Source organism: Pseudolysobacter antarcticus, from assembly GCF_004168365.1.
Lineage (GTDB): Bacteria > Pseudomonadota > Gammaproteobacteria > Xanthomonadales > Rhodanobacteraceae > Pseudolysobacter > Pseudolysobacter antarcticus.
Map to the genome: position 1 here is coordinate 86,414 of NZ_CP035704.1, position 25,801 is coordinate 112,214.

Sequence of the window (25,801 nt, forward strand, 5' to 3'; positions counted from 1 at the left end):
GGCCAAGATACCACTGCGCGGAAATTGTTCTGTCGTTCTCACGGCACTTCAAAGCCATTCGCAAAAATCCGATCGGTATCGATCACGATCGAAAAATTCTGACTCGCACCGCTGCCCACACCGTTGCTGGCCAGCACAGTGCCGGTATAGGTTCCGGCCAGGGTCGGTTTGCCGCTGAGCAATCCTGCGGGTGTCAGGGTTAGTCCGGGCGGGAGTATTCCGCTGCCGAGTGCAAAGCTCGGCGCAGGCGAACCGCTGGCGTTATAACTGAACGAGTAGGCCACGCTGAAATGGCCGCCCGGCGGCGCGGCGCTGGTGATACTCGGCGCCTGGGTAATGGTGATGCTGAAATTCTGCGTCGCATCGCTGCCGATGCCGTTGCCGGCTTTTATGCTGCCGCTGTAGAGCCCGGGTATTGTCGGTGTGCCGCTCAGAATGCCGGCGGTCGATAACGACAAACCCGGTGGCAAGGTGCCCGATTGCAAGCTGAAATTCGACGCTGGAAATCCGCTCGCCGCATAGACAAACGAGTAGGCGGTGGCGACGTTGCCGCCGGGTGCTGCGCTGGTGGTAATCAGTGGCGCCTGTCCGATCGTGAGCACGATATCTTGGCTTGCATCGACGCCCACGCCGTTGTCGATCGAGATGGTTGCGTTGAAAATTCCGGTTGCGCTAGGTGTGCCGCCGATGTGACCCGAGCTGCTCAAGCTCAACCCCGACGGTAGGCTGCCGCTGAGCAGTACGAACGTCGGCGCAGGTGTGCCGAGCACCTGATAATCGAATGTGTATGGCGTGCTGATCACGCCATTCGGCGGCGTGTTGATGAAGCTCGGCGCCTGCGTGACATTGATGCTGAAGCTCTGTGATGGATCGGGCAGCGCGCCGTTGCTGGCCGTGACCGTGCCGCTAAACAGACCGGCGAGTGTCGGCATTCCGCTGATCGTACCGTTCGGCGCAAGGGTGAGTCCGGGCGGCAGGCTGCCCACCGTCACCTGATAAAACATCGGCGCGATGCTGTTGCCGCTGTAGCTGAAATTGTAACTGTTGCCGACCGCGCCATTGCCCGGTGTGGCGCTGTTGAGCGTGGGTGCTGCGATCACGTTAAAGGCATACGCCGCCATGTCTCCGATCATCGGATTACCTGGAGCGCTGTTATTTTTGGCTTGCAATCCATCCACCGCGAATGCGTACAGCGTATGCGTGCCAGCGCTCAGCGCGGAAAAATTTCCAGAGAAACTCCCATCGCCATTCGCGCTGGCGACCATCCACGATCCGAGCAGATTATCGAGCTGGTAATACACGCCGGTGGCTGGCAGCGCGTAGGGTGAATAAGCGCTGCTCGGGGTGAACAAAAAATTCTGCGTGGCGGCACTGGTATGAAAGCGCAGGCCTGGATTGCTCTGCAACGGAATGCTGTCGTGCCGAACCTGCTGCGAAATCGTGCTCATATAATCGTTGGCGCTGTTGCTGACATACGCGCGATGCGTCACCGAATTCACCACCAGCGCATACGGGCTGGTGCCGACTTGGTAGATGGATTGCTTGAGAGTTTGGCCATCGATGACGGTGACGGTGTTATCGAGAAAACTCGCGACGAAAATCTGGTTGGTGGCGGGGTCGACAGCCACCGTATTCGGCAGCGGGCCGACCGTGACTTGTGCCACCACCGTGTTGTTACCGCTATCGATCACGCTGACCCTGTTTGGCGCCGACACCGGACTATTGGTGACATACACGCGCTTGGTATTCGCGTTTACCGCCAATGCGCGCGGCGGCCCGCCCAGCGCGATGGTCGCCACGATCGCATTGCCGTCGATCACACTGAGATTATTGCTGTCGTGATTGATTACATAAACGCGGTTGCTAAGCGTATCGATGGCAAGCGCGGTCGGCGTCGTGCCCACCAGCACGGTCGCATCGATCGTGGCGCTGGCGCCGTCGATGATGCTGACACTGCCGGCCGTGGTATTCGCAACATAGATTTTTCCGTTAGCCGGATTCACCACCAGCGCCTGCGGCCCGGTGCCGACCGTGATCGTGCCGATCGTACCCACGGCGCGATCAATCACGCTGACGGTGTTGTCGGTCGAGTTGGCAACATAAGCGCGATGCGTTACCGGATTCGTCGCTACCGCCAGTGGCATGTTGCCGACTGCGACGGTCTGCACGGTGTGATCGGCATTGATGATGCTGACCGAGTTGCCGAGGCGATTCACCACATAGGTTTCGCCATTCACGACATCGGTCGTGAGCGAGACAGGATCATTGCCGACCGGGACGGTCACACTGATCTGCAACGTGTCGTCGAACACGCCGACGGTATTCGACGCGCGATTCGCCGAATACACGGTATTCGTGACTTGATTTAGCGCAAGCGATTGCGGCGAGTGTCCGGTGGACAGGAAATAATTTTGGTTGTCGACCGCCGCATAGGTTTCATCAATCACGCTCATGGTGTACCAGCCGCCATTGGCCGCGTAGATGCGGCCCGTGATTGGATTGAGTGCCACGGCCTGCGGATAATATCCATTATTGGAAACCGGGCCCGACGGCACGCTCTGCATCAAATTATTGTTCGACGGATCGAGGATCACCACGGCGTGCGTGGCAGAGCTGCCGAAATACACCTTGCCGGTGATCGGGTTGACGACCGGTGCCGACGGCGAGCCCGGCACGGTCAGCAAAGTGACGGCATTCGTCGCACCGTCGATCAGCATGAGTTTGTCGGAGTTGTAGCACGAGATATAAATCTTGTTGCGCACGCTGTCGATGGCAAAATCGATCAGCCCGAGCGCGCCATCCAGATTGAAAGACTGCAGTGTCGCCCCGTCGATCACGGTGATGAACGCATCGCCGAGGTTCGCGACATAGATCATGTTCGTGGCCGGATTCACGGCGATGCCGAAGGGGTGGTAACCGACATCGACATAATCGCTGATACTGTTGCTGGTCGCATCGATCACGGCAACACTGCTTGAATCGATCAGCGTGACGTAGATTTTTTGCGTCAACGGATTCACTGCGATCGCCTGCACCGTAGTTGCGATGGTGACGCTGGCGATCACGCTGTTGTTGCTGCCATCGATCATGCTGATGACGCCGGCATTGTGATTGCCGACGTAGATGCGGTTGGTGGTGGTATCGACCGTCACGCAGGATAATCCGCTGCCGAGCGCAATATGAGTCAGCGTGTTGTCGCTGCCATTCACAACCACAAAATCGGCCGTGGTCGTGACATATATTTTGTTGGTCGACGGATTCAGCGCGAGGCCGGTCACCTGTGCGCCGAGCTGGAGATTCGTTACGGTGTTCGCCGCATCCACCACCATCAAGGTCGTTGACGTCATCGAGCTGCTATACACTTTTCCGCTGATCGGATTCACGACGAGGCTGCCCGGGCTGCCAGGCAGGGCGATGTCGTAGGAGATCGTCGCAAACGATAAAAGCGGCAGCAGCAAAAACAGCAGCAGAAATTTTTGCGCGAGACGCGGTGCAATCATTCGCGCCGATCGGTTTCGCAAAAAAAGCAAAGTCGTGGGAATGGGGGAATTCATGATTGCAGTTTCCGTATTGACTGATCACCCAAGCGCAAAACGGTGCACAACTCCTTCATGTTTTTTGTGCGGCATGTATGATTTAACCAGCACGATCAAACGACACCCCATGAGCGCAGGCGACGACAACATCACCCAGGCCATCGCTGCATGGCGCGCTGGCGATGGCAATGCCGCCGCCGCGCTCAGTGTCGAGATCTACGCGATGCTGAAAGACATGGCGCGCATGCGTTTGCACGGCGAGCGCGGACAAACCCTGAATGCCACTGCGCTGGTGCACGAAGCGGTGGTGCGGCTGATCGGCGGTAGCACCGATTTCCGTTCGCGCGCGCATTTCCGCGCACTCGCCGCGCTGCAGATGCGCGCCGTGCTGGTCGATCACGCGCGCCGCGGGCAGGCCGATAAACGCAATGGCGGGGTCGGGTCGTTGTCGCTGTATTTGGCCGAGCAAGTGGCCGTGAATGGCGATACCGAATTGATCGATCTGGATGCCGCGTTGCTCGCACTCGCCGCCGCCGATCGCCGCACTGCCAACGCGCTGGAGCTTACTTATTTCGGCGGCATGAGCGCCGATGAAGTTGCCGCCGCGCTGGATATTTCCGTCGCTACCGTCGAGCGCGATCTTGCGTTCGGCCGCGCGTGGCTGCGGCGCCGGCTCGCTACCTGAATCCTGTTATTGCCGATCTCAGGCTCGCGTTTTCGACTCACAAGAATGCGCCGCCTGATCGGTATGTGTGCCGCTAAGTCATGTGGCGAAGGCGCGCCTGAAAAATTTCGCGATGCACACAACTGCCGCGCCGAGAAACGCGAGCAACGCCAGAAATTTTGTCGTCGAAGCCAGTCCCGTCAATACCGAGCAGCCGATGGCAAACAGTGGATGGACGTGTGCAAAATCGGTGGTGTTCAGCGCAGTGAGAAAATTTTCGCCGACATCGGAAAGCGGCAGCAGCAGTCCGCTATACAGAAAAAATTTGCCGAGAACGCTGCCGATCGCGCCATTGCGTTGTGCGAGGCGTTGCAGCAAAAACGCAAGCGCGGGCAGTAGGCTGGCGTAAAAAACGATGGTCAGCGTGTCGTTGCACAAGAGCTTGCCGATACTCGCGCCGGAGGTTGAATGCCAAGTCGAAAGCACGTCGCCGAGACGACCGCGCCAGCCGTCGAAAAATTGTGCCTGCGCCAATCGGAATTGATTTTCGTAATCGCGTGAAAATCCCCAAATCGTCGTGGTACCGGAAATCAGCAACCATAACCAGAACCAGACGCCGGTGCGGTCATTGGGCGGATTTGCTACCACCGCGGGCGCAACCAGCGGAAGCGCGCGCGTCAACGGAATGCCATGAAGGTCGAAAATGCCGGTCGCGGTAAATTCGGTGCCGTAGTCGGCGCGCAGTTGCGGGCGATATTTTGTCTGCGCATTCTGCATGCGTTCGACAACCGATTCGTGCACGCACATCTGCGCCGGATAACTGCGCAAAAACGTGCCGACCGCCGTCCACACCGGCAAATGCGCGACTTCATCGTGCAGCGTATCCAGCGCATTGATGCGATGCGTATCCAGCTCGTTGAAATCGAGTAGCAGGCCATGCGCATTTGCCTCGCGCAGCATCCAGTGCAGTGAGGCATTGGCGAGTCCCGACTGCGCGTAACCGCCGCCAACATCGGAATGCACGCCGGCAAACCAGACCTGCTTGGCGCTGTGACCTTCGGGTAGTTCCTCCGGGATTTTGTACAAGCGTGGGCGATACGGCCAGCGCAATTCGTCGAGGGCTAGCGCGTGCCGTACGTGGCGGAAAATCGGCCGAACATCCGGCGAGCTCGTGATGTGCGTGCCGAGCGCGAGTTGATCCATGCCAACCGATTCGACCGTGTCCCAGACGCCGATGAAATGGATCGGCACTTCGATATCCAGCGAAAACGCCTGCTTGATGCTCTGACCGACAGCTTCACGCGTTGGACGCGGGTTGCTCGTGGATTTCCGCCGCCAGGATTTTTTCTTCAGGCCCGGCTCGGTGCGATACACCGACAGCAAGGTTGGAATCAGGTTGATGTTTTCGCGATGCAGGATCCCGAACAGATACACCAGACCAGAAACGGCGCGGGCGGTAAATGCGCCGCGGGAAAATCCGAACAGGAAAATCCGATCCTGCGGTCGGTAGTTTTCCACCAGAAAAGCATAAGCATCGGCGACGTTGCTCCATGCGCCGTCGCCCCAGACCAGACCGCCGATACGGCGCATCCAGTCGCGCCACGCCTGTCCGCTGTCACTGATATAGCCGTCCGGCGTACCGACGCCCGGATCGTAGAAATGCATCTGCCGCTGTGGATCGCGGATCAACGCCTCGACCAGTTTCACGACATTGGTCTTGTGATCGCCGGGGCGCCACAGATTGCCGGTGCCGTCACAACACACCACGAGATTCCTACCGGGTTCGATCTGCTGCATGACGGATCCTTGATATCGTAGCTGTTGCTCTTTGTTGCGGAGGGGCTAGGCGGGTTTCTTGCTCGGCTGATCCGCTTCGGCGGGCGCGAGTCCGGCGCGCACGGAGATCAGTTTCGACAACACGTCAAACCAGAAACGCGCGCCGAGCGACATCGCCAAGCCGCTGGCAATCCAGCCGATCAGTTGCAACAGGATCGCCCACGACAAAAATTGATTCATCGCGGTTTTGTTCCAGCCAATCAGGTCGCCGCCGACCGCAGTCAACGAATCCAGACACGTTGCCAGGCGTGTTTTCGGATCGATCGCCGTGCCCATATCCGGGCAAACCGACGCCGGATTTTCTTGATATTGCTTGACCGTATTTTGCGCGAGTTCGACCAGCGCGGCGCGCTGGATTGGTTCCTGTGTGAGCTTGCTCGCGATCGCCACGGTTTCGATATTCAGCGCGATCGCGAATAGGATCGCGACGACGATCGAGAGCCAGTGCGCCTGACGTGCGTACCAATCGCTGGCGGCGGTCATCGAGTTGTCGAACCAGCTTTGCGCGGCCTGATAAAGATCCTGCACGCTGTCGGTTTCCTTGCTCAGGAACGGCACGATCTGGCGCTGTAAAATTGCCGGCATCGTTGCGAGCAATTGTCTGGCATCGGTGATCGGACTTTGATCTGCCGGCTCGAACGCATGCACGATCGCACGCGCGGCGACCATGTTCGGAATCAGTGTCGGTTTGCGGCTGCTGTCCCACAGATTCTTGATCAGCGGATGCGCCATGAATTTGGCGTAGTCGGCCGGATTAAGCATGTCGTTGAGCGCGACGTTGAGGCTTTTCCAGCGCAATGCAAACATCTGCGCCACGCCTTCGTGGATGACGCTGCACACCAGCGCGCCGAGCGCGTAGATCAACGCGAGACACAGTGCGATTTCGACAAAAATCAACATGGCCGATTTCCTCAATCCGAAAAAACGTGCCGACAAAATGTTGCCGGCACGGCGCGCAATCTACCCATAGATTTTGTTGTTGCTGAAATCGTTACGGAGCGGATGCTTCAGAACATGCTTAGTACCTGCGTGCGATTGCTCGGTCGGCCGTTGATCGACACATCGCTGGCGAAATTCCATGTCCACAAATGCGCGAGCAGATTTACCTGGCGCGCGTCCAGATTCAACTGCGTGACCGTGTCGTAATTCGGGAAATTCCAGAACCGCAGCGGATCGATATCCATCTCGAAACGCACCTGGAACGGCAGCTGCGAATACCAGCTCGATACCGGATTGTTGTACAGCCACAGCACGTTGACGCTATAACCGCCGGCGATGCCAAAACGCGGATTCGCACGCACCACGAGGCCGGTCTGTTTGTAGATCGCCGAGCCGCCGCTTGATGCCGCCTGCCACAGTTGCGTGATCAGCGGCAGGAACGCGGCCGGGTCGAAGACCTGGTTGTAGCGAACCAGCGAGGTCGGATCGGACGACAGCGGTTTGTAGCCGTTTTTGCCGGGATCATCGCTGGCGTGATACGGCAGATAACCGAACAGCGGCGGCAGCATGTCGTCGACCACGATCACACCTTTGCTGTCGATATACATCGCCTGATTGCAGCTCAATACGCTCAGAATATTCGGCACACCACGTCGCAGCATCGCCATGATCGCGGTGTTTTCCATGATGCCGCCGTCGCCGAAAAGATACGGCGTGGCCGTGTTCTTTTGCGTGCCGACGTTCAGCACGGGCCAGTAGTTGTAAGTCGGATCGAGATTCTCCACCCACGGAAACCACGACGAATACCGCGTGATCAACACATCGACATACGCCGAGCTGCTGGTGCCGGCGATATCCGACAAGGCGTAGCGCGCCGCTGGCGTCGGCACGTTGAACATCTGCCGGACCGGCGGCGTGGTCGGCGCGTTACATCCGAACACAAACGGATCGACAAATCCGCCGCCGAGATCGCGACCATTATTTCCTTGTGCAGCGAACGATGGTGGTATGCCCGCGACCATCGGCGTCGCCTCGAACGGATACGGATCGGCGCTAGCGTCGAACACCGCGCTGCGACCGCGGATGGCGCTCGGCGCGTCAGCTGGCGGCGGATAAAAGAACGTCGAGTTGGTGATCAGATACGGCCGATGCGTGCGCCCCGGGCTCATCTGCACGGTGTAAAAATCCTGCGCTTTCAGCGCCGGATTGGTCTTGCGCACGACGTTGTCGCGCCACCACGGCGTGTAACTGAAATACATCGTCGGCACCGCGCTGGCGAGTTGATCGCCGAGGCCGAACGGCTCCAGGATCAGCTTGCCGACGGCACGATTCCACAGCATTTCATCGGCCACGCCGTTGTCGCGCAACTCGACCACTTGTTCGATGAATTCGGTGATGCCGACGCGGGTGCAAAGGCTGCCGATCGCATGCGGGCTGAGCATATTCAACGCGTATTGCGACTTGCCGGAGGCGTTGTCCCAGGTCAGCAGCGACGGATCGAGCACGACCGGGCCGAGCAGTTCGTCATCGCTGATCGCATCCGGGCAAAACGTATAAGGCACGCCGGCCCAGCCGCCGCCGGAAACCGTGGAAATGAACGTGACTTTTTCGAGTAAGCCGAGATAACGCAGCGCGCGTAATGCACCCATCGCCGCCGATGCGGCGCGCGATCCGCCGCCCGACAAACACAGGCCGACGAACGGCATCGGAAACAGACCTGCATCGGCGCCTGGCGCGGCTGTCGCCTGCTCGTGCACGGCTTGCATTTCGGTGTAATCGGGATACGGCCAGACATGACCGTTGAGAGTTTTCGGCGCGTTGGGGGCAGCCACCGGCGTGCTGCGGGCGAGATGGGTGACGTGTTGCTCGAAGCTCGTGCGGGCGCTGCGGAATGCGATGGTTGCTTCGTTGCGCGCACGTGTATCGCCGGCTGTAATCGCATTGCTCAATGCCGTTTGCGCGTCGACCACGGCTTGCCACAGGGTTTCTCGAACGGTATCGACGGTCATGCATGTCTCCAGTGCGGCGAATGGGAGAGGGATGCAATAACGTGCGCTGGACGGTCACCGGCTAGCTGGAAAATGCGCGATCAGAATCTGCGTTCGCGCAAAAACAGGCGTGCCGAAACAGTGGATTCTTCCGAGAGCGCGCCGTTGTTGTTGATCCCCTTTGGCGAAGCCGGACATTAGCGCAAGCGGTGTATTTTCCAGGCGTCGCGGAGCTACAGTGACGCTAACGGTCGAATCGATCAGCGGCGAGCGGAGGTGAGTTCCACCAGCAGTGAGCTGAGCAAGTCTCGCGCGCGTTTTGGCAAGGCGCGGAACCGATCCAGCAACAATTCCTCGGCGAGATCCTGGGCGAAAGATTCAACCACGACAGCGGGTGTGGCATCACCACCGCCGCGTCGCCGGCGCTGATCGCCGCCGCCGGTTGCGAGCCATTCAAACGCTGCGCCAGTCGCCGTGGCGATCGCCTGCAGCCTATCCACGCCGGGTTTGGTGCCGTCGGGATGCTCCCATTGCGCCACAGCACTGGGGGTAACGCCGACGCGCTGCGCCAATGCCGTCTGCGAAAGTTTGGCATTACGCCGGGCGAGCCGGATTCGATCCGCCAGACGACCAATAGGCACTTTAGCTGTGCTTGAATTTTTCATATAGCAATACTGTTTCGTTAGTATCGCTACACATTAGCACGTCTTCACAATGGTTTTGGTGATATGCATCCGGTAATTGAAAATACGGCGATCGTCGTGCTGGTCAGACGACGATCGCCGCAGCTATCACGGGCAAGCTTCAAAGCCATTGATGAAGATCGCATCCAGATCGAGCGCGGTATTTGCGCTGGCGCTGTTATTGCCGGTGGCCGGATCGCTCACATCGCTGGAAGCACTCGCCGCGGTGATGATCGGATTCGCCCCGGTATACGTCGACGGTACACACAAGGTCGTGGTGATGATCTTGCTCGCGCCCGATGCGACGCTGGCAAAACTGCACGGAAACACGCCGCTGCAATCACCGCTATTGCCGACAAAACCGAGTCCCGCAGGTGTGCTGTTGCTGACCACGACATTGCTAGCGACATCCGGGCCGTGATTGGTCAGCGTGGTGGTGTAGCTCAGGGTTTTTCCGGCTTGCACGATGCTCGCGGCACTGATGCTGATTTCAAGATCGGCGCTGCCGCCGATCGCCGCGGTCGGCAACGGCCACACCCACGCGCCGCGCGAACGCGTGAACACGGCAAGCGTGGTGAAGCCGCGATCGATCACCAGATCCCATACCATCGCGTGCGGCAGATTCTCGAAGCGCTGCCACACCGGACTTGCCGCGGTGATGTCGTTGGTGAAATACAAACCCCAGTCGGTGCCGACAAAAATCTGACTCGGCAGATGCGGGTTGGCGATGATCGCGTTGACCGGAATATTCGGCAGGTTGCCGGTCTTGTTGTCCCACCCAAACGTCGCGCAATTGGTGGTGCAGGTCACACGGAAAACATGCCCCGGCGTGGCCGCGGTGTTCTGATCGAATCCGCCGACTGCGGCGTAGCCGATCAGCGGATCGTTCGGATCGGTCGCGACGTTCTGGATCGGCCGGTTCGGCAGCACGACGTTGCCGCCGGTGACGTTCACCGAAGTGGCCGCAGCCGCAGTGCCGAGGCCGAAAATATATTCGACATTGCCGTCGTTGCTGGCGGTCATCGCCACGCGTACATCGCTCACCGAATAATGCACCTGGTTGATGTAGGAACGATTGTCGGTGCCGAGGATCAGATTGTTCTTGGTAACGTCGCCGGTCTTCGCCGCCCATCGCGAGGCCGCGGTGGACGACGACGCGCCGTTTAAAGATTCCCAAACGCGATACGTGCCGGCGATCAAATGACTGCAGCCGCTGGTGGTGTCGCAGCCGCTGCCGGCTACGCTGGTATCGCCGTAACGATACAGGTCGAACGGCATCAGAAAACCCTTGCGGTCAGTTGTCGTCGGACTACCTTGACCCCACGCGCCGTAGGCCGTGGTCATGGTGCCGAACGGGCCGGTTTTGCTGATCGCGATCGCACCGTAATACACCGAGGTATACCAGCGCTGGCCAAGCACCGGTTCGATGCGCGAGAACATGCCATCGCCACCGTTCGTGCTTTGCCACACCGTTGCCGATGGCGTGCCGGCGAACTGTACCGAGCCGCTGCCGTTATCTTGAAAACCGCCGGTCGCACCCGGATTCGCAGCGGTCGCGAAATTGCCGGTGATGTCGCCGGAATAGATCTCGATGGTGTTGAGGCTGTCGTTAATCGGCGTGAACGCAACATTCGCCACCGTCGCCGCATTCGCGTTCGACGAGTAATACACACCGCCGTCCGAACCGATCAGCAACTTGCTCGAATCGGTGCCGACAAACGCGCGGGCGTGCTGATCGACATGCGTGATCGTGCCGGCATTGCCGCCCTGATAACCGCAGGTGAGGTTGGTGAAACTGGTGCCGCCGTTGGTCGAGCGGAATACATCCACGCCGCTCATGAAAACCGTGTTGGCATTGTTTGGATCGACGGTCAGGCCGGCGTCGTACCACATCTGCGTGCCCGGGGTGTCGCAACCGCCGAAGCCGGCCGACGTCGCTGCGGCAGTCCAGCTCACACCACCATTATTGGTTTTCCATACGCCGAGCACGCCGTTGGTCGCGACATTCGACACCATCGCGTACAGGGTCTGATGATCGGTCGGCGCCACCGCCAGCTCAATTCGGCCGCGCGAGGTATTGGCCACGCCGTTGCCCGTGCCGGTCGGCCAGCCGACGTTGCTGAGCGTCCAGCTAGAAGGACATCCACTTGTCGGCATGCTCGTTTGATATACGCCGTTGGCGCCGTTGTTGACCAGATCAGGCTGCACCGGCGTGGGATTGCCGCGTGTGCCGACAGCCGCATAAACGGTGGTGCTGCCGGTGTTGTTCACTGCGAGCAAACCGGTCGTATCCTGACGCTGCGTGTTGAACGTATTGGTGTAACACGGGCCGCTCCAGTTGCTGCCGGCGTCGTAGGAAAAAAACACGCCGGTCTTGGTGCCCGCGATAAGGTTATTCGAGTTATTCGGATCGATCACGACCTTGCTCACCGCCTGATACTGCGGAAAGCCGCCAGCCGACGGGCCGTAGAAAGGCGTGAATACATCGGCGCCGAGTTCGACCCAGGTTTCGCCCTGATCGACCGACTTCAATATGCCGGCCGCGCCAAATGAAAACGAACCGTAATTCAGATCGCCGGTCGCGGCGTAGACGACCATGTGATTGTTCGGATCGATGCTGATGTCGTCGACCGCGATTGTGGCGAGTTGCGGAATATCGGTTTTCACCGTCCACGTCGTCGCGGCGGAACAGCAATTGGTGGTTTTCCACACGCCGCCGCCATCCGAACCGGCGTAGGCCACACTGGTCTGAACCGGATCGACCGCGAGCACATTCGCGCGGCCGGAGACATGGCCGAAACCGAAGCCGTTGTCATTCAGCGGCTGCGGTCCGATCGGCGTGAACTGATTCGGCGTCAGCGTCATTGGCGATAACGCCGAGCGCCGATAGGACTTGCTGCCCGCCGGTACGGCCGACGCGATCAAGGCATCCTGCTTGGCCGCTTCCTTGAGCCACTGCGGTTCAAAATGCCCGGTCGGATACGCCACGCGCATCGCCCAATAATCCCCATCGGGCGGGCCGCGTTCTTCTTCCTCGTGCTCGGCCCAACGCGCGTTGGAACGTGTGCCGGAAGTCTGGCACGCGTTCAACAAGAGCAGCACTGATGCGAGTGCGAGCAGCATTCCGCTGCGCACGAAAATACGTTTTATCATTGGTCTGGTCGCCCCGGTCAGATTTGGTGCTGACGCAACGGCGCCGACACTTTTTGCAGCGGGCGAGCATGCCCGAAGCCCTTGTTTACGTCCATGGGTTTAGTACGTATGGAAAAACGTGGGTCTGCGGGCGGAGTCCAGAGGTGCGGTCGAACGATCGCTGGCGGCGGTGCGCGACAAATTCGAATTCTTGATGGTCGTGGCAGATTGCGTTATGCACTATCGCGAGTCTTGATCGTGCGTTAATCCCGACGGATTTGGTTTCACTCGAAAGCTTTGCCAACGTGGCGATGACGAGCTTGCGCCATCCCAGGACTTGTCCCGAGCACGAGTTTTCAACGCGCTGAGGGGCAACTGCAAGCACGATGCCTAACGCTCGGGATCCGTAACAAGCGCTGGCACAGAGCGTGCAGAACTCTCCGCAAGATTTCGAAGCGGAGAGAGACATGTCTCAGACAAAAATCAGCTTGACGATTCAATTCGCCCTTGTGGCCGCAGCGCTCGCCATTGGCCTGCCATCGCTCGCGCAAACCACTGGCGCACCGGCTACGTCGGCAGAGAATCGCGACGCTGGATTTGTGCAGCAAGCGGGTGAGGGTGGTCTGGCCGAAGTGGAGCTGAGCCAACTGGCGCTGGTGTCTTCGGCGTCGCCGGCGGTGAAAAATTTCGCACAGCAAATGGTTGATGCGCACACGGCCAATAACAAGGAATTGGCCTTGCTTGCGGCAAAGGAAAATCTGCGCACGCCCACCGACATGGATGCCGACCATGTACGTCTAAAGGCGCAACTCGCCACCAAGCAAGGCGCCGATTTTGATCGCGCCTATGTCGATGCGATGCGCCGCGATCACAAGAAAATGGCGGCGCTGCTCGAACAGACCCAAGGCAATGCGACCAACCAGGATATCAAGACCTTCGCGCAGAAGACCTTGCCGGTCGTCAAACATCACTTGCAGATGGCGGATGCACTGGCCAGAAATTGATCAGCGCAAAAAAATTTGGAAAAGTATAAAAAAGCAAATCGTTCGGATGCGGGAGGTGCAAAACGTTTCGCTAAAGATTACTGATCCGAATCCACGTACGGAAAATTCCACAGGAGAAATAACATGACGTTAGGCACAATTTTATTGGTCGTTCTGGTGTTGCTTTTGGTCGGCGCGATTCCGAGCTGGCCGCACAGCAGAAGTTGGGGTTACGGCCCGAGTGGCGGCCTTGGCGCGCTCGTGCTGATCCTCGTCGTGCTGCTGCTGATGGGTCGCATCTAGCCGCGACCGAATCGCGATTGACCGGCAATGAGAATTTTCATTCATCTGCTTGTCGCGACATTGGTTGCGATGACTGCGGTCGGTTGCTCTGGGTTGCGTCCGGATTTTGTCAAACAAGCTTCGACGGCGTTGCCGCCGGTGGTGGATACTCCATCGGCGCGCTACATCGCCAGCGAGTTGAATGGCCATGCCGAGCAGTCGGGATTTCGCCTGCTCGGCAACAATATCAACGCGCTTCTGAGTCGTGTTGCGTTGGCGGATCACGCGCAACATTCGCTGGATTTGCAGTACTACATTTTTCATAACGATGCGACCGGGCGCCTGATCGCGCAACATCTTCTGGCCGCAGCGGATCGCGGCGTGCGCGTGCGCATTCTGCTGGATGATCTGAATCTGACCGACGAAGATCGTTTGCTCGATGCGCTCGACGCCCACGAGAATATCGAGATACGGCGCTTCAATCCGTTCCAGACGCGCGCGCCATCGATGTTGTCCAAGGTCGCGCAATTTGCACTCGAAGGCCGGCGCCTGAATCGGCGCATGCACAACAAATCTTTCATCGCCGACAATACCGCGGCGATCATCGGCGGACGCAATATCGGTGCCGATTATTTCGGTGCCGACAAGGAAACAAATTTCCGCGATCTTGATCTGGTCGCGATCGGTCCGGTTGTCAAAGAGGCCTCGCAAATTTTCGACGACTACTGGAATTGCGACGCCGCATTTCCGGTCGCCGCCTATAAAAATACGCGCGACACTCCGCCAGACCTCGCACGACTGCGTAGCACATTGCAGCATGATGCACGCGCGTTTGAGCAATCGGACTACGCCCTTGCATCGCTCGAAGAACTGCCCAATGGTGCTACAGCGGATCGTCGTGGCGAATGGTTCTGGGGCGCGGCCACGGTGATTGCCGACCAGCCCGAAAAGATCGATGCGCGCGATGACAATCCGGCGTTGCGCATTGGGCCGAAACTCAAAACCATGATCGATGCGGCGCAAACCGAAGTGCTCGTGATGTCGCCGTATTTTGTTCCGGGCGATAGCGGCGCGTCGTTTTTATCAGCGCTGGCGCAGCGCGGCGTGAGCACAAAAATCCTGACCAATTCGCTCGCCGCCACCGATGAGCCCGCGGCGCATACCGGTTACGCCAGATACCGCCATCGACTGCTCGAAGGCGGCGTACAACTGTACGAACTACGTCCCGCTCCCGGGGAAAAACAATCCGCCACAGCGCACGGAACGTCATCCGGTGTAAGCCTGCATGCAAAGGCCGTGGTGGGGGATGATGAGCATGTTTTCATCGGTTCGATGAATATGGATCAACGCTCGAAATTGCTCAATACCGAGATGGGCGTGATCATCGATTCACCGGCTCTGGCACATGCGGTGAAGAAATTTTTCGACGATGCCAGCGCGCCGCAAAACGCGTTTCATGTCGTGTTGCAAGATTCGCCGGATACGAATGCGCACGCGGCGAAAATGTCGTGGTTGTGGAGCAAGGACGGTGCGACCATGAGCGCAGACTCAGAGCCGGATGCGACCAAAGGTCGTCGCTTTGAAGTCTTCATGTTGCGGCTCTTGCCGATCGAAGGTTTGTTGTAACCAGCGTTAGTGGTTATCACATAGTTACGCAACGACTATCGTTATATTGTCCTTGCCTTCGCGCAAGAAAATTCATCATCAAGGGGAAGAAAAAAATGAACACCACACGAATTATCGCCATCGTCCTGATCATTGGCGGCGCGCTCGGATTGATCTACGGCAGCTTCAGTTACACGCGTGATACGACTCCAGTCAAGCTCGGGCCAGTCGAACTCTCGGTTAAAAAACAAGAGACCGTCAACGTGCCGATGTGGGCCGGTGTCGGTGCCATCGTTGTCGGCGGCTTGCTGCTCGGATTCGGCAGCAAGCGCACATAACTCGCTGACACCGATCGGCTTTGAATGATGGATGATAGTGCGGCGAACATAGGCGTGGCTCCAGCTTCGTTGCGGCGCGCAATTCTGAATTATCATCGGTCTCATTCTTGAGCTGCAGAGGTTATCCATCATGGAATATCGTCGCCTTGGCGCATCCGGTCTACGCGTGCCCGTACTTAGTTTTGGTACTGGCACGTTCGGCGGCACGACCGAATTTTTCAAAGCCTGGGGGAGTACCGACGTGGCGCAGGCCACGCGCCTCATCGACATCTGTCTCGAACATGGTTTGAATCTGTTCGACAGCGCCGATGTGTATTCGCGTGGCGCCGCCGAGGAAATTCTCGGCAAAGCGATCAAGGGTCGGCGCAATCAGTTGCTGATTTCGACCAAGGCGACGTTTCCGGTTGGCGATGGGCCGAACGATTATGGCTCCTCGCGTGTGCATCTGATCGATGCGGTCGACAAGGCGCTCACCCGTCTCGGCGTCGAGCATATCGATCTGTTCCAGCTGCACGGATTCGACGCGCATACACCGATCGAGGAAACCCTCGGCACGCTCGACCGGCTCGTGCGCACCGGCAAGATTCGCTACATCGGTTGCTCCAATTTTTCGGGCTGGCACCTCATGAAATCGCTCGCGGTGGCGGATCGGTACGGCTTTCCGCGGCATGTCGCGCATCAGGCGTATTACTCGCTGCTCGGACGCGATTACGAATGGGAACTCATGCCGCTCGGCATCGATCAGGGCGTCGGTGCGATGGTGTGGAGCCCGCTCGGCTGGGGCAAACTCACGGGCAAGATTCGCCGTGGCCAACCGCCCGCTGCGGGCAGTCGCGCAAAAGATGGCGAAGGCACCGGACCGGAAGTGTCGGACGACCGGTTGTTCAAGGTGGTCGATGCGCTTGATGCGGTTGCAGCCGAGGTTGGCAAGTCGGTGACGCAAGTCGCGTTGAACTGGCTGTTGCAGCGGCCCACGGTTTCGAGCGTGATCATCGGCGCGCGCAATGAAGAACAGCTCGTGCAGAATCTCGGTGCGGTCGATTGGAATCTGAGTGTCGAGCAAGTCGCGAGGCTCGACGCCGCGAGCGCACTCACGCCGGCATATCCGACTTGGCATCAGAATGGTTTTCCGATGCTTGGACACGTGCCGCGATAACACATCGAAAGCATGATCGACGCAACGTTGCGTCGATCAGTAACGAAGCGCCGATTCAGCAATCCAGTGATTGGTTTGCACGTTGGGCGATGCATACGGCACCGCCCAACGTCAGAACATCCGCCGACCTAGCGCGACCAACGTTGCCGTGCCCCAGCACCGAGCGCAAGTGCCATCGCCAGTCCGAGTAGCGCGAGCCAGTCGAGCGTCGGTACTGGAACCGCGATCGCCGCAACTCTAACAACCGCAAAGCTGGTCGGATTGGCGGTGCCGCCGCCGACGCTGGGATCATTGGTCAAGGCGGTGGATTCATTCGTGCCGTTGCCGTCCGCATCGAACTGTACCGAACCCTGATTGACGATGGTGCCGCTGGCGTTTGCATTGATCGTCGCGGTGATCGTGATCGTGACGCTGCCTGCCGCGGGAATGCTGCCGTTCCAATGCACGATGCCTGCGCCGGTTGTCGTGGTTCCCGACGTTGCCGTGGCGGAAACGAGTGTGATGCCGGCCGGTAGCGAATCGGTGAACTCGTCGCCTGGATTGTCCGTTTGCGCGCCGAGCCCGGTATTGTTCACCACCACGGTGTAGATGATCGTGGCACCCGGCGTAAAGCCGCCACTCGCGCTCACGGTTTTGGTCGCGCCGAGCAACGAGGCGGTCGAGGCCAGCAACGTATCGCTGTCGGTTGCGGAGTTGTTGCCGGGCGTCGGGTCGGTTACGCCGGCCGGTGCGGTTACCGTGGCAGTGTTACTCAATGTGCCCGTCGCGGCAGCAGAAATCGAGCACGTCGCGGTGTAATTGACGCTACCGCCGGAAGGCAGATTGACCGTGTCGTTGATGTTGCCACTGCCCGCTGCCGTACACGTGCCGCCGCTCACACCGCTGCAAGTCCATGTACAGGTTTCGCTGGCCGGGAACGTATCGGCCACCGTCGCGCCGGTCGCGGAACTTGGCCCGGCATTCGAGGCTACGATCGTGTAGGTGACACTTCCACCCGGCGTGGCCGTGGTCACGCCATCGGTCTTGCTGATCGACAGATCGGCGGACGCGCCGAGCGTATCGCTGTCGGTGGCCGAGTTGTTGCCCGGGGTTGGATCAGTCACGCCAGCTGGAGCCGTTACCGTTGCCGTATTGCTCAGCGTCCCTGTTGCGGCAGGAGAGATCGAGCACGTCGCGGTGTAATTGACGCTACCGCCGGAAGGCAGATTCACCGTGTCGTTGATATTGCCGCTGCCCGCTGCCGTGCACGTGCCGCCGCTCACGCCGCTGCAAGTCCATGTACAGGTTTCGCTGGCGGGGAACGTATCTGCCACCGTCGTGCCGGTCGCGGAACTTGGACCGGCATTCGAGGCAACGATGGTGTAGGTGACGCTGCCACCCGGCGTTGCGGTCGTCACGCCATCGGTCTTGGTGATCGACAGATCGGCGGACGCGCCGAGCGTGTCGCTATCGGTTGCCGAGTTGTTGCCGGGCGTCGGGTCGGTTACGCCGGCCGGTGCGGTTACCGTGGCAGTGTTACTCAATGTGCCCGTCGCGGCAGCAGAAATCGAGCAAGTCGCGCTGTAATTGACGCTACCGGCGGAAGGCAGATTCACGGTGGTGTCGTTGATGTTGCCACTGCCCGCTGCCGTACACGTGCCGCCGCTCACACCGCTGCAAGTCCACGTGCAGGTTTCGCTGGCGGGGAACGTATCGGCCACCGTCGCGCCGGTCGCGGAGCTTGGACCGGCATTCGATGCGACGATCGTGTAGGTGACACTGCCGCCCGCTGTCGCGGTAGTCACGCCATCGGTCTTGGTGATCGACAGATCGGCGGACGCGCCGAGCGTATCGCTGTCGGTCGCCGAGTTGTTGCCCGGGGTTGGATCAGTCACGCCAGCTGGAGCCGTTACCGTTGCCGTATTGCTCAGCGTCCCTGTTGCGGCAGGAGAGATCGAGCACGTCGCGGTGTAATTGACGCTGCCGCCGGAAGGCAGATTTACCGTGTCGTTGATATTGCCGCTACCCGCTGCCGTGCATGTACCACCGCCCACACCGCTGCAGGTCCACGCGCAGGTTTCGCTGGCGGGGAACGTATCTGCCACCGTCGCGCCGGTCGCGGAACTTGGACCGGCATTCGAGGCAACGATGGTGTACGTAACGCTGCCACCGGGTGTTGCTGTGGTCACGCCATCGGTCTTGGTGATCGATAAGTCGGCGGACGCGCCGAGCGTATCGCTGTCGGTTGCCGAGTTGTTGCCCGGGGTTGGGTCGGTCACGCCGGACGGTGCCGTGACAGTCGCCGTGTTGCTCAGCGTGCCTGTCGCGGCGGCCGAGATCGAGCAAGAAGCAGTATAGGTGACGCCGCCGCCCGAAGGCAGGCTCACCGTATTATTGATATTGCCGCTACCCGATGCGGTACACGTGCCGCCGCCCGCGCCAACGCAAGTCCATGTGCAGGTTTCGCTGGCTGGGAAGGTATCCGCAACCGTTGCACCCGTGGCGTTGCTCGGCCCGGCATTCAAGGCCGTGATGGTGTATGTAACGCTGCCACCCGGTGTTGCCGTGGTCACGCCATCGGTCTTGGTGATCGACAGATCGGCGGACGCGCCGAGCGTATCGCTATCGGTTGCGGAGTTGTTGCCCGGGGTTGGATCGGTCACGCCAGCCGGTGCCGTGACAGTTGCCGTATTGCTCAACGTACCCGTCGCCGAAGCTGAAATCGAGCATGTGGCGTTGTAACTGACGCTGCCGCCCGAAGGCAGGTTCACCGTGCCATTGATATTGCCGCTACCCGATGCGGTACACGTGCCGCCGCCGGCGCCGGTGCAAGTCCACGTGCAGGTTTCGCTGGCCGGGAACGTATCCGCCACAGTCGCACCGGTGGCGTTGCTCGGCCCGGCATTCGAGGCAGTAATGACGTAGGTCACGTTGCCGCCTGGCGTCGCGGTAGTTACGCCATCGGTCTTGGTGATCGCTAGATCGGCGGATGCACCCAGCGTATCGCTATCCGTTGCCGAATTATTGCCGGGCGTCGGATCGGTCACGCCAGCGGGTGCAGTCACCGTCGCGGTGTTGCTGAGCAAACCCGTGGCGGCGGCCGAGATTGTGCAAGAAGCGGTGTAGGTAACGCCGCCGCCCGATGGCAGGTTCACCGTATTATTGATATTGCCGCTGCCCGATGCCGTACACGTGCCGCCGCCCGCACCAACGCAAGTCCACGTGCAGGTTTCGCTCGCCGGGAAGGTATCAGCCACAGTCGCACCGGTGGCGTTGCTCGGGCCCGCATTCAAGGCGGTGATGGTGTAGGTCACGCTTCCGCCGGGTGTAGCCGTGGTCACGCCATCGGTCTTGGTGATCGACAGGTCGGCGGAGGCTGCTATGCCATCGGTGTCGGTAGCGGAATTATCCGATGCGTCCGGATCGCCAAGCGCGCCGGCGCTGACGGTTGCGGTGGTGCTGAGCGAGCCCGTCGCTGCCGGACTGACCGAACACACCGAGGTATATGTCACCGATCCGCCGGACGGAATATTGTCGGGATCGTTGATGTTGCCGGCGAAAGGCCCGGCGCTACAGGTACCGCCGAGTGCACCGGAGCAAGTGGTGGAGCAGGTCAAGCTCGCAGGGAAAGTAGCCTGCACAGTGGCTGCCGGATTGCTCACGGTGCCGCTGTTGCTGGCCGTGGTGGTGTAGGTCACCGATCCGCCGGGTGTCGTGCCGGTTACGCCATCGGTGATCGTGATGGCGAGATTGGAAAACGCTTCGCCGAGAGTCCAGTCGGAAAAGCTGGAAACTCCGGTCACTTTGGCGGTGTTCGCGGCCGTGCTGATCGTGCCGCCCTGGTCGCTGAAGTCAGCAGGATTTCCCGCTTCGTGCTTCAGCACATGCAGATTGGCTTCGGTTACCGTGCCGGGGATGTCAGTCGGATCGAGATAGTTGAAAGTGACATCCGAAGTGATGCCCGTCGCGGTCAGCGTCCAGTAGCGCGAGATAACCTTGCTGGTTGGCTGGATGCCGGGGGCCGTGGTCTGGACTTCAGCGACTTTGATGTCAGTCGGGAAGGTTCCGGCCGTGACATTGAACACGACTGGCGCGTAGCCATTTGCTGTGCCGTTTTCGAACGTCACGCTCGCTGCCGCCGCCACGGTCTTTTTATAGTTGCCGTCGACATAGCCGTTGGTGCGCGTCACTGTGCCGGCGCTACCCACGATCAGCGTGTTGGCGCCGGTGATGACGCGGCCATTGGTCAGCGTGGTCGCGCCGGTGGCGGTGAGGTCGCCGCCCGCGATCGTCAGCGTATGGCTCGGATCGTTGTCGTCGTAGGTGAAGTTGGTCAGGCTGCGCGCCGGGTTGACCTCGGGGCCGGTCGAGCGCGAACCACCCGTGCGCAAATAGCTGATGTTCTCGCCGCCCGTGCCCAGATTGAAGGTCGGCGCCGCATCGAAAGTGCCTGCTGCGGTCGGAGTCGTCGTATTGCCGATTTGGATAACGCCCGTGGTTGCGCCGCCGGTGCCGATCGTCAGCTTGTTGGCGTTGACGAGGTTGCCGACGAACATGTTGACGCGGCTGGTGATGAACTGATTGGTCGAGGTGAAGGTGAGCGCACTGGCCGTCTGTACGCTCATGTTCGTAACCGGCGCGGTCGTGACGCCGGTACCGCTGTAACTCTGCGGCACGGCGGCTCCCGCGTCGAACCAGATGAAGTTGCTGCTCGCGCCATTCGCCGTCAGCGTGCCGTTGTTGATCAACGAGCCGCCGGCCATCAGGAACAGCACATTGGCGGTATTGAATGTGGCGCCAGTATTGATCGTGATATTGAGGGCGATGTTGTTGAAGTTGACCAGAGTCGTCGACATTGTCGCTGTGTGGCCGGCCGAGGTATTGGTGACGACGACGTTGGGCAGCACGCCACGTAGATTGAAGATCTTGGCCGCGCCCGAAGCTGCATTGCCGAGCTGCAGCGTGCCGCCGGTCACACCGACGATGCCGCCACCGGCCTGGTTGCGATAGTCGATCGCGGTCGCCGCCAGCTGAGTGACAATGGTGCCGCCATTGATCGCGATGTTCGAGCCCAAGCCCGTGCCCAGATCGAAACTACCCAGTGTGGCGGAAGCGTTGCCGATCGTGCAAACCGTGATCGTGCCCGCGCTTTGAGTGTAGGAGATCGCATTGCCCGCGGCGGCCACACCGAAGCGACCGGTGGCGTTGACTGCCGCGCCGTCGACAATGATCGTGCTGCCGGCGGAGAAGCCCATCGAATTGCCGGTCGCCGTACCGATATTGAACGTGCCCTGCGAGAGATGCAGCTGGCCGTTCAGCGTCGGTGAACCGGCCTGACCGGCAACCACGTAATTCGGATTGTTGAGCCAGAAACCCGACGTCACGGGAATCGTGTAGCCTGCCGCAGCGAAGACACGGCTGGTGCCGGTGAATGTTCCTGACAATTTGATCGTGCCGTTGCTCATCACCAGCCAGCCGCCAACGACGGTATCGGTAGTGACGCCGCGCACGGTGAAGTTTGATAGCATTATTTCGACGATCGGCGCAGCCGTGGTGCCCTTGTTGACCGTGATCTGGCGGATGTCCGTGGTGGCGCCCGAGCCGGACAAGCTGGTATTGGTCGTGCCGGTGAAGGTGATGATCGCGCCAGCGGTATCGGCATTGGTCGAGAAATCGAGCGTACCGTTGTTGATCAGGTTGCCGGCGACGCTGAGGTTGTGTCCGGTCTGCGTACCGGCCGGATTGGATTGCAACACGCCACCGCCCTGGACGATGACGTCGGTGCCGACGCTCAGCGTGCGCGCTGTGGTCTGTTCGAACTGCAATGTGCCGACGACTTGCAGCGAATAAGCAATGGCCGCCGTGATGTCGATCGTCACCGTGGTGCCCGGGGCGATCGTCACTGCGTCGTTGCCGCTTGGCACGCTGCCAGTGGACCACGTGCCAGGAGCGCTCCACAGCCCGGAACCCAGCGAGATGTTCGGCGTCGGCGTGGCCGTGGTCTGGCTACCACTGATAAAGGCCGTGTTGCCTTCGCTGAACGCATAAACGCGCCAGAAGTAATTGATGCCGCCAAGCAGGCCGCTGGCGACATAGCTCGTGGCATTTTGTGCTGCAGTGTTGACGAAACTGAAGTTGGTGCCGTCGGTCGAGATGTAAATGGCATAACCATCTTCGTTGCTCGAGTCGGTCCAGTTCAACGTCATGCCCGTGGCCGTAACCGCGGTGAACGTCAGCGGGCCGCCCGGCGGCACTACCACCGGCGGGGTGAAGACGAACGTGCGGCGTGATCCATCGGCAGCGGAGGTCAGCGCTGGAATTGTGCCGGCGACGTACAGGTTATTCGTCGGAGTTGCCGATGCGCCGCTAAAGCTTGGCGCTGGCGTGCCGCTTTGTGCCGCGGTAATCGAGCCGACTGTGCCGACTGTACTGTTCGAAGAGAAGCCGAATTGCGGGCTTTGCGAATTGGCAACCGCAGCTCCGGCGGCGCTCATGTTCATCGAACCATAGACGAACTCGATTACGCCGCTGGTTTCGAACAGATGCACTTGATAGCTGAGATCCGCAGTACCGCCGGCGTTGAAATTAGCCTGTGTATTGAGCCATTCCACGACCAGTTCGCGATTCGGCGCGGTGCCGATAACCTTGAAATGCACCTTGCCATCGCCGGCATGCGTGCGTTGGTCGGCGCCGTAAGCGGTAACCAGGAATTGTCCGGCTTGGGCGAGCGGATCGTACAAGGTGGTTGATATCGTGGTTGCACCGAAACGCAGCGAACCGTTCGAGTTCACGCTGAAACGATCCTGCCGCGTATCCTGGAAATAGAAATCGAATCCGATCAGCGTTACTGTCGAGGCGGTATCGTCCTGGTCGGCGGCAACCAGGGTCGTCGTGCCGCTGCTCATGTCCATCAGCGAACCGGTGACGGTAGTCGAAAAAGCGTAGTTGGCCGAGTTTGCGTATGGAACCGGCCCGAGCGATTGAATCGATTCGTCCGGATCGGCTGCATCCACATCGAGCTGCGCTTTCAGCTGCGCGGTCGACATTTCCATCGTCTGGTCCGGCTGCAGATCTGCGTGCGCCCAGACTGGACAAGCACATGCGAGCATGACTAGGATCAGCTGGAAAATGGACAGTTGTTTGGTGCACATGACGTTTCCCCTGTGTGGCGCCGTGTCCAACGCATGTGACTGGCACATATCGTTCGAACCCGTTCGCATAAACCGCTTTGAAAGGTTTTGGTGTCGCTGCAGTACGTCCGCAAGAAAATTTTCTTGCGCCCCGGCGTTCCCGCAATTGCCCTGATTTTTGTAATCGATCCGCTATTCGCGCCTGTGGAATATTCAAGCGCGGCAGCGGATCGATGGTTTAAAAATCTTAATGGAGAAAGTTACACCTAGAAACGTTGCACGGTCTAGCGTTTTTTTTACGGTTGGTCGCGAATCGCGAGCTGTGTGCTTTGGTGATCGCCTTGCCGATTTCGTCGAGTAGTTTCATTCGACCGGTTGAATCGGTGCGAATCAGCCCGAGGTCTGATCTTGATTTCAACATTCCTCTCAACCGTAGGTGTTTCCCATGCTTTTTGATCCTGTCGCTTTGCGTACGCTCCAGCTCAGCAACCATACCGTCATGTCGCCGATGACCCGCAGCCGTGCCGTCGATGCCAACACACCGAATGCATTGATGGCCGAGTATTACGGTCAGCGCGCCACCGCCGGCCTGATTGTCACCGAAGGCACATCGCCGTCGCCGAACGGCCTCGGTTATGCGCGTATCCCCGGCTTGTTCAATGCCGCGCATGTGGCGGGGTGGAAACTCGTTACCGATGCGGTGCATGCCAAGGGCGGCAAGATCGTCGTGCAGCTTATGCACACCGGTCGCGTAACGCACGTTGCGAATCTGCCGGCCGGCGCAGAAGTAGTCGCGCCGACCGCAGCCATATGCCCGGGCGAGATGTACACCGATGGGCAGGGCATGCAGCCGAACAGCCAGCCGCGCGCGATGACTCAAGCCGACATCACGTACGCGATCGGCGAATACGTGAACGCGGCGCGCCTCGCGATCGAAGCCGGTTTTGATGGCATCGAACTGCATGCGGCGAACGGTTATCTGATCGAGCAATTCCTCAATGCCAACGTCAATACGCGCACCGATGGCTACGGTGGCAGCAGCGACGCGCGCAACAAATTCGCGCTTGAGGTTGCACGTGCGACGGTCGCGGCAATCGGCGCCGACAAGGTCGGTATTCGCCTCTCGCCACACGGCGTGTTCAACGGCACCGGCGCATTTGTCGATGTCGATACGCAATATCTCGCGCTGGTCAGCGAGCTATCCAAACTCGGCTTGTTGTACGTGCACGTGCTCGATCACTCAGCGATGGGTGCACCGCCGGTGCCGGCTGAACTGAAGGCAAAGCTGCGCGAGGCATTCAACGGTCCGTACATTCTCGCCGGTGGATTCGATCGCGACAGTGCAGAGAAAACGCTGTCGGAAAAACACGCCGATGCGATCGCGTTTGGACGTCCATTCCTGTCCAACCCGGACCTGGTCGCGCGCATGCGTGCCGGCGCCGAGCTCAACGCTCCGGATATGGCGACGTTCTACACGCCGGGCGCAAAGGGCTACACCGATTATCCCGCGCTGGCGAGTTGACGTTGGCGGGACGCGGCTTCGGTCGCGT

Annotated in this window: 14 protein-coding genes; 7 read left to right on the top strand and 7 right to left on the bottom strand. The window is 59.7% G+C overall.

Annotated features, from left to right (window positions below; all coding sequences use genetic code 11):
- Positions 1-38 precede the first annotated feature (38 nt).
- Positions 39-3,500 carry a YncE family protein gene (locus tag ELE36_RS00485; protein ID WP_165371404.1) on the bottom strand — a complete coding sequence of 1,154 codons (3,462 nt, stop codon included), beginning with the start codon at positions 3,498-3,500 and terminating at the stop codon, positions 39-41.
- Between the two features lie 163 nt (positions 3,501-3,663).
- Between ELE36_RS00485 and ELE36_RS00490 the strand changes: the two genes are divergently transcribed.
- Entirely contained in the window at positions 3,664-4,221 is a 558-nt protein-coding gene (locus ELE36_RS00490) for an ECF-type sigma factor (RefSeq protein WP_165371405.1), read from the top strand.
- Between the two features lie 78 nt (positions 4,222-4,299).
- Here the strand turns inward: ELE36_RS00490 and ELE36_RS00495 are convergent, their stop codons facing one another.
- The 5 genes from ELE36_RS00495 to ELE36_RS00515 form a co-directional block, all read right to left on the bottom strand.
- Positions 4,300-5,997 (bottom strand): DUF2235 domain-containing protein, encoded by a 1,698-nt coding sequence (locus ELE36_RS00495; protein WP_129831227.1) that lies wholly within the window; start codon positions 5,995-5,997, stop codon positions 4,300-4,302.
- Positions 5,998-6,042: 45 nt separating this feature from the next.
- Positions 6,043-6,936 (bottom strand): hypothetical protein, encoded by an 894-nt coding sequence (locus ELE36_RS00500; RefSeq protein WP_129831228.1) that lies wholly within the window; start codon positions 6,934-6,936, stop codon positions 6,043-6,045.
- A 107-nt stretch (positions 6,937-7,043) separates the two neighbouring features.
- Positions 7,044-8,984, bottom strand: a complete 1,941-nt coding sequence (locus ELE36_RS00505; protein WP_129831229.1) for a patatin-like phospholipase family protein — start codon at positions 8,982-8,984, stop codon at positions 7,044-7,046.
- A 239-nt stretch (positions 8,985-9,223) separates the two neighbouring features.
- Positions 9,224-9,604, bottom strand: a complete 381-nt coding sequence (locus ELE36_RS00510; protein ID WP_165371406.1) for a helix-turn-helix domain-containing protein — start codon at positions 9,602-9,604, stop codon at positions 9,224-9,226.
- 150 nt (positions 9,605-9,754) lie between these two features.
- Complete coding sequence (locus ELE36_RS00515) at positions 9,755-12,799, bottom strand: DUF11 domain-containing protein (protein ID WP_129831231.1); 3,045 nt, start codon at positions 12,797-12,799, stop codon at positions 9,755-9,757.
- 446 nt (positions 12,800-13,245) lie between these two features.
- Between ELE36_RS00515 and ELE36_RS00520 the strand changes: the two genes are divergently transcribed.
- The 5 genes from ELE36_RS00520 to ELE36_RS00540 all read left to right on the top strand — a co-directional run bounded on the left by ELE36_RS00520 (position 13,246) and on the right by ELE36_RS00540 (position 17,142).
- Complete coding sequence (locus ELE36_RS00520) at positions 13,246-13,782, top strand: DUF4142 domain-containing protein (RefSeq protein WP_129831232.1); 537 nt, start codon at positions 13,246-13,248, stop codon at positions 13,780-13,782.
- 123 nt (positions 13,783-13,905) lie between these two features.
- Positions 13,906-14,064: a DUF3309 family protein gene (locus ELE36_RS00525; protein WP_129831233.1), complete on the top strand. Its 159-nt coding sequence runs from the start codon at positions 13,906-13,908 to the stop codon at positions 14,062-14,064.
- A 27-nt stretch (positions 14,065-14,091) separates the two neighbouring features.
- Positions 14,092-15,669: a phospholipase D family protein gene (locus ELE36_RS00530; RefSeq protein WP_129831234.1), complete on the top strand. Its 1,578-nt coding sequence runs from the start codon at positions 14,092-14,094 to the stop codon at positions 15,667-15,669.
- 95 nt (positions 15,670-15,764) lie between these two features.
- Complete coding sequence (locus tag ELE36_RS00535) at positions 15,765-15,986, top strand: hypothetical protein (RefSeq protein ID WP_129831235.1); 222 nt, start codon at positions 15,765-15,767, stop codon at positions 15,984-15,986.
- 130 nt (positions 15,987-16,116) lie between these two features.
- Positions 16,117-17,142 (top strand): aldo/keto reductase, encoded by a 1,026-nt coding sequence (locus ELE36_RS00540; protein WP_129831236.1) that lies wholly within the window; start codon positions 16,117-16,119, stop codon positions 17,140-17,142.
- 128 nt (positions 17,143-17,270) lie between these two features.
- Here ELE36_RS00540 and ELE36_RS00545 read toward each other — a convergent pair whose 3' ends face one another.
- The gene (locus ELE36_RS00545; protein WP_165371407.1) at positions 17,271-24,272 is read right to left on the bottom strand and encodes a fibronectin type III domain-containing protein; all 7,002 of its coding nucleotides are present in this window, start codon (positions 24,270-24,272) and stop codon (positions 17,271-17,273) included.
- 424 nt (positions 24,273-24,696) lie between these two features.
- On the opposite strand from ELE36_RS00545, the gene ELE36_RS00550 reads away from it, so the two are divergent.
- Entirely contained in the window at positions 24,697-25,773 is a 1,077-nt protein-coding gene (locus ELE36_RS00550; protein ID WP_129831238.1) for an alkene reductase, read from the top strand.
- Positions 25,774-25,801 lie beyond the last annotated feature (28 nt).

What these genes read in the sequence shown, in the direction of transcription:
- ELE36_RS00550 (WP_129831238.1), top strand. Translation starts at nt 24,697, where the DNA reads ATGCTTTTTGATCCTGTCGCTTTGCGTACGCTCCAGCTCAGCAACCAT.
- ELE36_RS00515 (WP_129831231.1), bottom strand. Translation starts at nt 12,799, where the DNA reads ATGATAAAACGTATTTTCGTGCGCAGCGGAATGCTGCTCGCACTCGCA.
- ELE36_RS00520 (WP_129831232.1), top strand. Translation starts at nt 13,246, where the DNA reads ATGTCTCAGACAAAAATCAGCTTGACGATTCAATTCGCCCTTGTGGCC.
- ELE36_RS00545 (WP_165371407.1), bottom strand. Translation starts at nt 24,272, where the DNA reads ATGTGCACCAAACAACTGTCCATTTTCCAGCTGATCCTAGTCATGCTC.
- ELE36_RS00505 (WP_129831229.1), bottom strand. Translation starts at nt 8,984, where the DNA reads ATGACCGTCGATACCGTTCGAGAAACCCTGTGGCAAGCCGTGGTCGAC.
- ELE36_RS00495 (WP_129831227.1), bottom strand. Translation starts at nt 5,997, where the DNA reads ATGCAGCAGATCGAACCCGGTAGGAATCTCGTGGTGTGTTGTGACGGC.
- ELE36_RS00535 (WP_129831235.1), top strand. Translation starts at nt 15,765, where the DNA reads ATGAACACCACACGAATTATCGCCATCGTCCTGATCATTGGCGGCGCG.
- ELE36_RS00525 (WP_129831233.1), top strand. Translation starts at nt 13,906, where the DNA reads ATGACGTTAGGCACAATTTTATTGGTCGTTCTGGTGTTGCTTTTGGTC.
- ELE36_RS00490 (WP_165371405.1), top strand. Translation starts at nt 3,664, where the DNA reads ATGAGCGCAGGCGACGACAACATCACCCAGGCCATCGCTGCATGGCGC.
- ELE36_RS00540 (WP_129831236.1), top strand. Translation starts at nt 16,117, where the DNA reads ATGGAATATCGTCGCCTTGGCGCATCCGGTCTACGCGTGCCCGTACTT.
- ELE36_RS00500 (WP_129831228.1), bottom strand. Translation starts at nt 6,936, where the DNA reads ATGTTGATTTTTGTCGAAATCGCACTGTGTCTCGCGTTGATCTACGCG.
- ELE36_RS00485 (WP_165371404.1), bottom strand. Translation starts at nt 3,500, where the DNA reads ATGATTGCACCGCGTCTCGCGCAAAAATTTCTGCTGCTGTTTTTGCTG.
- ELE36_RS00530 (WP_129831234.1), top strand. Translation starts at nt 14,092, where the DNA reads ATGAGAATTTTCATTCATCTGCTTGTCGCGACATTGGTTGCGATGACT.